Origin of the sequence: Methylocystis suflitae, from assembly GCF_024448135.1 — a bacterium.
In the GTDB taxonomy this organism is placed as follows: Bacteria; Pseudomonadota; Alphaproteobacteria; order Rhizobiales; family Beijerinckiaceae; genus Methylocystis; species Methylocystis suflitae.
In genome coordinates this window covers 1-10,816 of record NZ_JAMRYX010000216.1, presented here as the reverse complement: position 1 = coordinate 10,816, position 10,816 = coordinate 1, and the positions used below count along the sequence as shown (strand labels likewise).

At 66.1% G+C, this 10,816-nt stretch carries 13 protein-coding genes; 2 read left to right on the top strand and 11 right to left on the bottom strand.

Translation table 11 applies throughout. The annotated features are described in order from the left end of the window. From NEI07_RS16540 to ispH, 11 genes are all read right to left on the bottom strand, one after another. The coding region (locus tag NEI07_RS16540) for a hypothetical protein (protein WP_256036060.1) at positions 1-980 on the bottom strand (980 nt) is incomplete at its 3' end. Positions 981-988: 8 nt separating this feature from the next. Beyond that, the gene (locus NEI07_RS16535; protein WP_256036059.1) at positions 989-1,747 is read right to left on the bottom strand and encodes an aldolase/citrate lyase family protein; all 759 of its coding nucleotides are present in this window, start codon (positions 1,745-1,747) and stop codon (positions 989-991) included. 62 nt (positions 1,748-1,809) lie between these two features. Next, the gene (locus tag NEI07_RS16530; RefSeq protein ID WP_256036057.1) at positions 1,810-2,109 is read right to left on the bottom strand and encodes a (2Fe-2S) ferredoxin domain-containing protein; all 300 of its coding nucleotides are present in this window, start codon (positions 2,107-2,109) and stop codon (positions 1,810-1,812) included. 5 nt (positions 2,110-2,114) lie between these two features. After that, complete coding sequence (locus NEI07_RS16525) at positions 2,115-2,918, bottom strand: NAD kinase (RefSeq protein WP_256036055.1); 804 nt, start codon at positions 2,916-2,918, stop codon at positions 2,115-2,117. A gap of 129 nt (positions 2,919-3,047) precedes the next feature. Beyond that, positions 3,048-3,974, bottom strand: a complete 927-nt coding sequence (locus NEI07_RS16520) for an ROK family protein (protein ID WP_256036054.1) — start codon at positions 3,972-3,974, stop codon at positions 3,048-3,050. Further along, positions 3,971-4,756 (bottom strand): pentapeptide repeat-containing protein, encoded by a 786-nt coding sequence (locus NEI07_RS16515; protein ID WP_256036063.1) that lies wholly within the window; start codon positions 4,754-4,756, stop codon positions 3,971-3,973. The genes NEI07_RS16520 and NEI07_RS16515 overlap by 4 nt, the downstream gene beginning before the upstream one ends. A gap of 29 nt (positions 4,757-4,785) precedes the next feature. Beyond that, a complete protein-coding gene (locus tag NEI07_RS16510; RefSeq protein WP_256036052.1) occupies positions 4,786-5,565 on the bottom strand; it encodes a hypothetical protein in 780 nt (259 codons plus the stop codon). Positions 5,566-5,586: 21 nt separating this feature from the next. After that, positions 5,587-7,338, bottom strand: coding sequence for an OmpA family protein (locus NEI07_RS16505; protein ID WP_256036050.1), 1,752 nt, complete (start codon positions 7,336-7,338; stop codon positions 5,587-5,589). A 190-nt stretch (positions 7,339-7,528) separates the two neighbouring features. Then, positions 7,529-8,005, bottom strand: a complete 477-nt coding sequence (gene rnhA / locus NEI07_RS16500; RefSeq protein ID WP_256036048.1) for a ribonuclease HI — start codon at positions 8,003-8,005, stop codon at positions 7,529-7,531. Beyond that, positions 8,002-8,967 carry a homoserine kinase gene (gene thrB, locus NEI07_RS16495; RefSeq protein ID WP_256036047.1) on the bottom strand — a complete coding sequence of 322 codons (966 nt, stop codon included), beginning with the start codon at positions 8,965-8,967 and terminating at the stop codon, positions 8,002-8,004. The genes rnhA and thrB overlap by 4 nt, the downstream gene beginning before the upstream one ends. A 30-nt stretch (positions 8,968-8,997) precedes the next feature. After that, positions 8,998-9,966 (bottom strand): 4-hydroxy-3-methylbut-2-enyl diphosphate reductase, encoded by a 969-nt coding sequence (ispH, locus tag NEI07_RS16490; RefSeq protein ID WP_256036045.1) that lies wholly within the window; start codon positions 9,964-9,966, stop codon positions 8,998-9,000. Between the two features lie 102 nt (positions 9,967-10,068). Here ispH and NEI07_RS16485 point away from each other — a divergent pair, with 102 nt between their 5' ends. Next, a complete protein-coding gene (locus tag NEI07_RS16485) occupies positions 10,069-10,212 on the top strand; it encodes a hypothetical protein (RefSeq protein WP_256036043.1) in 144 nt (47 codons plus the stop codon). A gap of 51 nt (positions 10,213-10,263) precedes the next feature. After that, positions 10,264-10,816: DUF937 domain-containing protein (locus NEI07_RS16480; protein WP_256036041.1), on the top strand; the 553-nt coding region annotated here is incomplete at its 3' end.

Here is a 10,816-nt window from a genome sequence, read left to right as displayed (position 1 = left end):
TCGTTCGCGTGATTGTGTGGCTGATCGCGCATGAGAATTTCGACGTCCGAGTCCTTGGTCGACTGCACGCGGAAAGTTCCCTGATAGGTTTTGCCCTCGTGGCGCGCGATAGCGACATATTCGCCTTCGGCCAAAACGAGTGACGGGAAAGCGCCGATCATCTCGCGGATGACGTCGCCGCCGGGCGTGAGCACCGAGAAACTCGTATTGGCGAGCGCCTCGCCGCCCGGCTGCTTGACGAGCTTCAAGGTCATGGTCGCCGCGCGATGGCGCAGGGTCGCTTCGATCAGCTTTCCGGCCGGTATTTTCAAATCCGCCGTAACCACGGAGTTGGTCTGGTTCGTCCCGCCCTGGGCGCCCTGCCCCGTGTCGAGCAAAGTGGAAACGACGTGATAGGCGCCCTCCGGGAGGCAGATCACTTGATCGGCGTTGGCGTTGGCGAGAATGAGCTTCGCTTCGGAATTGCCGCGTTCCGGCACATAGATCGAAATGGACAGCCGCTGCGCGGGAATTTGCGCGTCGCCCAGCTTGTCGATGAGCTTCAGCCCGCCAGCGTTTAAAACGATCCGCTCGGACACATTGCCGCCCTCCATGGCGACGCGGCGCGTGACGCCGGCGAGGCCATAGGCGGCGTGGACGATATAGGAGCCATCAGGCAGCGGCAGCGTCGGGACCGCCTCCTCGGATTGCGCCACGAGCTTGTGCGATCCGTCCGGCTGGGCGCCCTCCTCGAAGACGCGCCAGACGAGGCCCGAGCGGACCGGCTGCTGGTCATTGGCTGCAAGCGTCGCGCTCAGCCGCAGCGTGGATCGCCTTTCGGTCGGCGGCGCGGTGGGCCCCGCCGCCTCGCCGGCGCCATGCGGCGGATGGGGACGGCGCGGCTGCTGTTGCTGCGCATGCGTCGGCTGGGGAAGGAGCGCTGCGCCGGCGAGCGCCGCCGCGGCGACCCGGCCAAGCGCGTCCAATCGGACCTTTTTCATCATCCTGTCTATGCCGACGATTGCGGTCTTTGTCGATTCTCGCCCCCCGAGAAGACCTCATGGATGGCCGCTATCTGTCCGGGAATAAGCGCCATCGCCCCCTGAAAACCGTGGCGGCGCGCCGCCGCATAGGCAGCCTCTTCCCCGGCTTGCACGGGCGGCGCGAGCGCCGGAACGCCCGCCGAGGCTGCCGCCAGAACGACAGCCGCGCGCGCCAGTTGGACGGCGGCGCCGTCGCCGCAGGCGAGGCCCAGCGCCGCGCGCAGCCCAGCTTCGTCGAAGGCCAGCGCCGCGAGACGCGGCGACGCGCCGGCAAGGGAACGTAACGCCAACACGGCGGCGGGCGCGCCTCCGGCGAAGGCGCCGATCCTGGTCGCGCCATCGGCGAGGCCGGCTTGCGCCTCGCGCACGGCGAGTTTCACGGCCATACGCTGCAAGCTCGCGGCGCCGTCGCAGGAGGGAAGAAAGACGCCGTCCGGTCCCGGGCCGAACAGCGCGTCGAGGTCGGCTTCGATGAGTTCGCTGTCGAGAGGAGCCACTTCCACGAAGAGCTTCGGCCCCGCGCGCTTGCCTCGCGCCTCCTTGCCTCGCGCCTCCTTGCCTCGCGACTCATTGATCAGCGCGCAGGCGTGCGCGCGGACGCCGCGCCGCGCCGCGTCTTCCACGCAGGGGCCAAGCCGCAACAAAAGCGTATCGGCGCCGCAATCGAGCGCCGCGGCGAGTTCCTCGTCGCTGGCGTCGGACTCAAGGATTAAACAGGAGCGCATGCGAGCCGGGCTTGTTCCTGGAGATCTCGGATCGCTTTTAACACGCTCAGCCCGGCCGCTGATCAGTCCGGGGCCTCGATCGCCTCCAAAACGAAGCGGATCAGCTCGTCGGCCGACGCATAGCTGATCCATTTTCCGCCAGGATAGACGACCGCGACGGGGCCGTGCTCGCATTGACCGAGGCAGCCCGACTGCGTCAGGCGCACGCCGTCGCGCTTGGCGAAGGGCAGCGCCTTGAGCGCTTCCTTCACCTTCGCCAGAGCCTCCTTTGCGCCGTGGTCCTCGCAGGCGGATCGGCCGTCGCGCGTGTTTACGCAGACGAAGACGTGGCGGCGGAAAGGTTTGATCGCTGATTCAGTCATTGGGCTTAGTATCCGAACTGCTCGCGCAAAATTCGCTCTTCCAGCGAATGGCCAGCATCGTGGAGCAGGACCAGACTGGTGGCGTGGTCCATCACTACGTCCACATAAGCAAGGTCGCGGAATTCGTCATGATCGGCGACGACGGAGACGGGCCGCTTCGCCGCTTCGAGGACCTCGATCCGCACCTTTGCGAGGTCGGGCAGCAGAGCGCCATGCCAGCGGCGCGGGCGGAAGGCGGAGATTGGCGTTAAGGCCATCAGCGGCGCATCGAGCGGCAGGATCGGACCATTGGCGGAAAGATTATAGGCGGTGGAGCCGGCGGGCGTCGACACCAGCACGCCGTCGGTGACGAGTTCCGGCAAACGCTCCTGGCCGTTGACCAGGATGCGCAGCTTCGCGATCTGCGAGGTCTGGCGCAGCAGCGACACCTCGTTGATGGCGTGCGCCGAGAACTCGTCGCCGCGCACATTGACGGCATGCATCAGCAAGGGGTGAATGATCGAAGGCTTCGCCTCGGCGATGCGCTTGCGCAGCCCCGTCTCGCGATACTGGTTCATCAGAAAGCCGACCGAGCCGCGATTCATGCCGTAGATCGGCTTGCCGGCGTCCATGAACCGATGCAGCGTGCGAAGCATGAGGCCGTCGCCGCCGAGCGCGACGATGCAATCGGCCTCCTCAGGCGGGCAGTCGCCGTATTTTTCAATGAGGCGCTGGCGCGATTCCTCCGCCTCCGGCGCGCCCGAGGCGAGAAAAGCCAAATGGGCGCACGGCTTCTTCCCGTGATTCTGCCGATCTCCGGCGGCGCCCATCGCAAACTCCCCCTCACGCTCGCCGCAACCGCCGCGATTCCTTCGGCATACACCGGCGCGAGGCCGGAGGGAACGGCGCCGACGCAAGCCGCGCGCGAGGCGCGCCGCGGCGGCCTCCAAATGTGCAACTCATTGGTCGGCCTCGCCGGCGCCCCATAGCCATGCGGCGCCGCGCACGCCGCCCGAGTCGCCATGCGCATTCGGCAGGATTTTCGTGTCGAAGGCGTCAGTGACGGCGTTCTTTCCCACGCGCGCCGCGAGTCCGTCATAGATCCGCGAGATGTTGGAAAGTCCGCCGCCGAGCACGATGACGTCAGGATCGATGAGATCGACGACCACCGCCAACGCCCGCGCCAGACGGTCCTGATAGCAATCGAGGCTTGCCTGCGCGGCGGGGTCGCCGGCTTCCGCCAGCGCGGCGATTTCGGCCGCGTGGCGGCGCGCGCCGGAGCGCTTCTCATAGTCGCGCGAAAGTCCGCCGCCGCAAAGAAACGTCTCGATGCAGCCGCTGTGCCCGCAAAAGCAGGGGCTCCCGGGATATTCCTCCGCAGTCATCCACGGCAGCGGCGTATGGCCCCATTCGCCGGCGACGCGATTGCGCCCCTCGAGGATCTTTCCGTTGACGATGACGCCGCCGCCGACGCCGGTGCCAAGAATGACGCCGAACACCACGCCGGCGCCGCGGCCGGCGCCGTCGATCGCCTCCGACAGCGCGAAACAATTGGCGTCATTGGCGACCCGCACCCGGCGTCGAAGCGCCTGCGCGAGATCGACGTCGAGCGGTTTGCCGTTGACGACGGCCGTGTTGGAGTTTTTCACGAGGCCGGTATGCGTCGAGATCGCGCCAGGCGCGCCGACGCCCACGACGCCGCGCCGCCCAATATTCGATTCGATCTCGCGCACGAGGGTCGCGACGGCTTCGATGATCGCCGCATAATCGTCGGCGGGCGTCGCGACGCGGCGACGCTCCAGCGTCTCGCCCGCGGCGTCGAGCGCGATGGCCTCGATTTTGGTGCCGCCGAGATCAACGCCGATGCGGATAAGGTCGCGCGTCATTTCACGCGGGCGCGATCAATGTTTTGCGCGCCGGCGAGCGCGCTCCCGGCGGCGGCGTCGATCTGCGCGGAATCGAGATCGAGACCGTCAGTCATGGCGCCGGTCCAGTTTACGCCGGTCAAATCCGCGCCGGCGGCGTCCGCGCCCTTCAGATTCGCCTCGGAAAAATCCGCGCCCGCGGCGCGCGCGAAGCGCAGGTCGGCGCTCGCGAGATTGGCCTTGTGAAAACGCGCGCCTTCAAGCATGGCCGAGCGGAGCACCGCGCGCATCAATCCCATCGATTGGTTCTTCATGTCGGCGGAGAGATCCGCCTCGCTGAAATTGGCGCCGCGCGCCGATGCGCCGGTCAGATCGCCGGCGAGACGCGCATGCGCAAAGTCCGCGCGGTCGGCCCGCATACGCTGCATTTGCGCAGCGAAGGCGTGCGCCCCCTTCAGCGATGCGCCGGTGAGGTCGGCTTCGATCAGCCAGGCCTGATCGAGAATCGCGTCGTCGAGCCGTGCGCCGGCGAGCGATGTCTTGTTCATGCGGGCCGCGCGAAAATCGACGCCGTGCAGATCGAGTCCGGAAAGATCGAGCCCGTTGAGGCTCTTTTCCGAAAGATCGATCTTATGTCCGCTCTTGCGATGCAGCAGCGCCGCTTCGATGTCGGCGCGCGTCAATTCAGCCTTGGAATAAGCCGGCTGCGCGAGGTCGACGCCTTGCAGCATGTCCTGCGCGCGTAGGTCTTGGCTGCACAATGACGCGACGCAGATAAGAACGAAGCTCAGACCCAAACGCATACGCACGAACTCGTCCTTCTGCCGGCGCTTTATGCCGCGTCGGCGTTGCGATCAGCCGAGGCGCCGCCGCTCAGCGCTTGCGCCTGCTCGATCCATCCGTTGCGCTTCACACGCCCCGCCGCGCCGATCGACGCCTCGATCCATTTGATGTTGTCGTCGCTCCAGCCGGCGATCTGATCATAATGGAAAACCCCGAGCGCGTGCAGCTTCTCGACGCTCTTTGGTCCGACGCCCTTGATTTTCGTAAGATCGTCCGCCGCGCCGTCGCGTGGCGCGGGAAGCGCGGCAGGCGGAGCGCCAGGCGCCATTTTGCCGCTCGGCGCCCGCATTTGCGCGGCTTTTTCGCTCAGCGCCTTGGCGGCTGAAGCCGCCGCCTCCAGCGCCGGCTCAACGCTCGCCTGCGTCGCTGGCTGCGCAGTCGCAACGATTTCGACTTGCGGTTCGGGCGACAGCGCGACGGGCGATTCGTAAACGTCGCGCGTCGCGCCGCGCAGTACAACGATCGGCCGCTTGGCGGCATAAGCGGGCGCGGCCTGTACCGTCTTGAGCGCGCCGCCAACCGGCAGACCGATGAGATAAGCGAGCGCCGCGATCAGCAACACGTCCATCGTGAGCGCGGCGCGCCCGTCAAGGAGCCCAAGCCAGGAGGCGGCTGCGCCCGCGCCGAGCGTCACGGCGATCGCGATGAGGTTCCAGCCGGGCGCTGCAGGGGCGTCCTTCGCCCGCGAGGTCGTCACATAGCCGGCAAGCGCGCCAAGCGCACAGGCGGCGGCGAACCAAGGCCAGCCAAGCGTCAGCAAGTAGGACATCGGCAGTCTCCTTCTCTGGCGCTACTTGACGACGATTTCGACGCGGCGATTGCGCGCGCGATTGTCGTCGCTGTCATTGGAAGCGATTGGGCGCTCGCCGCCATAGCCGACGGCGATTATTTTGAATGGATCGACTCCGGCCTTCGCCAGGCGTTCGACGACCGCCTGCGCGCGACGCTTGCTGCGCCCCAGATTAACTTCGGCAATGCCGATGTTGTCGGTGTGCGCAGCGACTTCGAGAGTTGCGCCCGGACAGCGCAGCGCCGTCGCGGCGATCGCATCGACGAGAGGCGCGGATTCAGCGGCGATGGCGGAATCATCGGACGCAAAGACGATCGGCGATTTGGCGACAAGCTCGGAGAGCGCCGCGGCGCACTGGCTTGCATTGAGCGGCGAGCCGACGATGCGGGTCGACAGTTGCGCCTCGCCGCGGAAACTCTGCGGAAGCGCATCGGCGAAGCTCGCCGCGATCTCTGCGCGCGCGCTCTGATGACGCGCGACGCCCGCGAGCGAGACATTCGAGTCACTGACCGCGAGCTTGCCTTCGTCGAGTCGCGCGAGCGCGGCAAGAGAACGATCCGTCGCTTCCGCGAAGTTTTGCGGCGCGCCTTTCGCGATGACGAGCCGGTCAACGACCTTCGCGTCGAAGAAATTCCTGCGCGCGGTTTCGACGAGGCGATTACGCACGGCCTCATCCGGCGCATAGCCGGTGAGCGTAACGTCTCCGCCGGCGCGCTGAGCGCCGAAAACATACGGCGCTATCGGACCCGCCACGACGTCGAGCCGCGCGATCTCAAATCCCGAAGGCAACCGCGCTTTCGCGTCGGCCCGAATCGTCTCGCCCAATATGTTCTGGCGCCCCTGCCCTTCGATGACGATCTTGCCGTCGGATACGGCGACTTTGCCTTGCGACAACTTGCCGAGTTCGCTGACCGCGAACGCAAGCGCGCCGGCGAAGTCTCCGGCCGGCGCGCCGGCGCCAAGCTCGGTCGCGTCGCTGACCGCGGCGCCGGCGCCCACAGAGGCCGCCATAGCGATGACCCGTTTGCGCAGATCGTCGCTCGGCAAATGGCCGGAGAGGCTGATGACGCCATCGCGCGCCGCCGCTGAAAACACGTAGGGAGAAACACGCGGCGGCGACACGTCAACTTTTACCGCGCTCGCGCCGAACGGCGACGCCTTGAGCGCGGCGAGCGCCGTTTCGTAATCGGCAGCGCTGCGCGCTTCGCCGGAAACAGTCAGAGTCGCGTCGGTCATCGTCGTCGTCGCCGGATCGAGTTCGGCGAGGCGGCGCACGGCGAAGGACGCGAGATCGGGGAAAGATTGCGGCGCGCCGTCGGCATAGGCGGCGGAATCCGACACTTCCAGGCCTAAGGCGGCGATCTCGGCGCGCAGCCTTTCGCGCGCGCCCGTCGGCGGGACGTTGCCCGAGATCATGGCCTTGCCGCCGCGGCGTTCGAGTTTCAGAACGAAGGGCGCTGCGCGCGAGAGAGGCTGCGTCGCGTCAATGATGCGCCGCGCTGGCGTTTCAACGCCTAATGATGTCAAAAGCTGAGCTTTCACATCAGTCGACAGCGAGATGCCGGCAAGGACGACATCACGGCCCGAGACGCGGACCTCCGGCCTGTCGATCGCGTCAGGCGACTGTGCGACTCGCTGCAAGATAGCAGCGCGCAGATCGTCCTCTAGACGCGGCGTCAAAGCGCCTTGCGCAAAATAGCCCAGTCCAAAAAGGACCGGCAGTCCAATCCACCATTTTTTGGGAAGGTGCATCGACGTCTTGCCCTCCATCGAAAGAGAATCAGCGAAGACGCGCTTAACACAACCGCACATGGTCCTTTTGCGCGGCGGCGTGTCAATATGATGGCAAACAAAATGGGGAACGCGGCCGCGCCGCGCTCCCCAAAGGCGAAGAAGAGTCCTGGTCGATTGTGAAATAGGCTTCGACCGCTCTCCGACAAGGCTATTTTGATGAAAAGCGCGCGCTTGCAGGCGGTCTGCCGGGCAGGAAAGGCGCCATGCCGGCGCGCGCCAGTTCGTCGGCGCGCTCGTTCATGTCATGGCCCGAATGGCCTTTGACCCAATGCCAGTCGACCTCATGCCGCTCCGCCGCCGCTTCGAGCCTTTGCCACAGATCGACGTTCTTCACCGGCTTTCGGTCGGAGGTGCGCCAGCCACGCGCTTTCCAGCCGGCGATCCATGAGGTGACCCCGCTGCGCAAATATTGCGAATCGGTATGCAGATCCACCGCGCAAGGACGCGTCAGCGTTTCAAGCGCCATGATCGCCGCCATCAGCTCCATGCGATTATTGGTGGTGAGCGGCTCGCCGCCGTTGATCTCTCTTTCGCGATCGCCAAAGCGGAGAATCGCGCCCCAGCCGCCTGGCCCCGGATTGCCCGAGCAGGCGCCGTCAGTCCAGATCTCGACGCCGAGCGTCATGCACCGACTCCGTAGACGCGCGCATCTGCGGCGGACTGGTGAAACCGGAGCTTGGCGAGATATTCGCGCGGATCCTTGGGACGCACCAGCGCGCCCGGCGGCACATTGAGCCAGTCGACGTAGCGGGTGAGCAGAAAACGCAGCGCGGCACCGCGCGCGAGCGTCGGAAAGGCCGCGATCTCGGCGGAGGAGAGCGGCCGAATCCGCCGATAGGCGTCGAGCAGCGCGGCGCCCTTCTCCGGTTGATAGCGATGCTCGGCGTCAAAGCACCAGGCGTTCAGACAGATCGCCAGATCGTAGGCGTAGGCGTCGGTGCAGGCGAAATAGAAGTCGATCAGCCCCGAGATGCGCTCGCCGAGAAAGAAAACATTGTCCGGGAAGAGATCGGCGTGAATGACGCCGCTCGGCAGGTCCCGTGGCCAGCTCCGCTCCAGATGATCGAGCTCTGCGTCGACGAGCGCGCGCAGTCCCGTCGCAACCTCTTCCGCACGCGACGCGCATGTCGAAAAAAGTGGCCGCCATCCCTCGACAGAAAGCGCGTTGCGGCGCCGCTGCGTGAAATCGGCGCCGGCGAGGTGTAGCTGCGCGAGAATTGCGCCGAGCGCGGCGCAGTGCGCGATTTCCGGATGGTGGATCGAATAGCCGTCCAGAAAAGTGACGATGACGGCGGGTCGGCCGGCAAGGCGCCCTAGCGCCACCCCCGCGCGGTTTTTCACCGGCAGCGGGCAGGTCACGCCCCGCGCCGCGAGATGTTCCATAAGGTTCAGGAAGAATGGCAAATCGGTTTCAGCGACGCGCTTCTCGTAAAGCGTGAGGATGAAGCTGCCGGCGCCGGTATGGAGATAATAGTTGGAGTTTTCGACGCCCTCGGCGATGCCTTTGCAGGAGAGCAGCGGCCCGAGATCAAATGTCGCGAGAAAAGCGATCAGCTCCTCGTCGTCAACCAGCGTGTAGACGGCCATGGGCGCCGACCGTTCACTGCGGGCTCGCCCTCAGGCGATCGCCCGCAGCTCCTTGGGCAGAGGGAAGGACACGTTCTCGTCGGCGCTGGAGATGGTTTCGACGACGATATCATAGCGTTCGGCGAATGCGTCCATGATCTCCTCGACCAGAACTTCGGGCGCCGACGCGCCGGCGGTAATGCCGAGCGACGATATGTTGCCAAAAATCTCCCAGTCGATCTCACCCCGGCCCTGCACGAGCTGCGCCGGCGCGCCAGCGCGTTCGGCCACCTCGCGCAGCCGCTGCGAGTTCGACGAATTGGGCGAGCCGACCACGATCACGGCCGCGACATGCGGGGCGACCTCCTTCACCGCAGCCTGGCGGTTCGTGGTCGCATAGCAGATGTCTTCCTTGTGCGGGCCAATGATCTTTGGAAAGCGCCGCATCAGCGCGTTGACGATCTCCTGGGAGTCGTCGAGCGACAGCGTCGTTTGCGTCACATAGGCCAGATTCGATTCGTCATCGAGTTTGAGCCGATCGATATCCTCCACGGATTCGACCAGCACTACCGCCCCCTCCGGCAGCTGTCCCATGGTGCCCACGACCTCGGGATGGCCGGAATGTCCGACGAGCAGCACGCGGCGGCCGCGCCGCCTGTGAATTTCCGCCTCTCGATGCACTTTCGTGACGAGCGGGCAGGTCGCGTCGATGGCGAGGAGGCCGCGTTCCGCCGCTGCGGCCGAAACTGATTTGGCGACCCCGTGCGCCGAGAAGATCACCGGCGCGTTGGTATTGGGGATTTCGTCGAGCTCCTCGACGAAAACCGCGCCCTTCGCCTTAAGCGATTCGACGACGTAGCGATTGTGCACGATCTCATGGCGCACATAAACCGGCGGGCCAAACTTGGCCAGCGCCCGCTCGACGGCGTCGATCGCGCGCACGACGCCGGCGCAAAATCCCCGCGGCGAGCAAAGCAGTATCTTGAGCGGCGGCTTTGTCGGTCGGGGGTGAATGTTCATCTTCGCGCCTTTGGCAGAGGCGGCGCCGAGGCGGCGAGCCGCTCAAGCGCCAAACGCGGCCATCCGGATCACCCGGCTGAATGCCGGCAAGCAATGTCGCGCATGCGCGACGGTGTCAAGCCGACGGCGCGGCGCGGACCCGCTGCGGAAGCCCCCTGGGCGAACGCCGTCGATGCGCTGCTAACGCCGGCGCGCCGCAACAAGTTTCCAGCTCCGCCGCCGATTGGCGCGACCGCCGGACTGTGACACCATGACGGCGGGCTCGCCTTCCGGGCTCGCGTGAACGGAGCTGCGCGCATGTCCTATCTCGACGAGATTTTGCAGTCCGCGCAAGGCGGCCAGTTGGTCTCCAATCTCGCTCAGCGCTTCGGCCTCTCCGACGAACAAATGGACCGCGCCATCAAAGCTCTCTCTCCGGCGCTCGAAGTCGGTCTGAGCAACGCCGCCGAACAGCCGATGCTGTTCGAAAAGGTCTTGGGCGATATCGCCTCACCTCTGCGCGCGGCCGCCTTCGACGACCCTGGCGCCGCGCAGGACGCTGACTCGCTCGCCCAGTCGCGACAGCTGCTCGAAGATCTCTTCGGCTCGCCGGCGGCCGCCGGGCAAATCGTGCAGGTCGCGGCCCGCGAATCGGGGCTGCGTCCCGACATTCTCTCGCAATTGCTGCCGGTGCTCGTTTCCGTGCTCATCGGCGGATTATTCAAAAATGTGAGCAACCGGGGTCTCGGCGGCGTGCTCGGCCAGCTCGTCAGCTCAGGCGCGCTCGGCTCCATTTTGGAGCAAATGCTCGGCGGCGGGCGGGCCTCGCCGCCCGAACCCGCGCCGACGCCGACGCCTCGAGGCGGCGCGA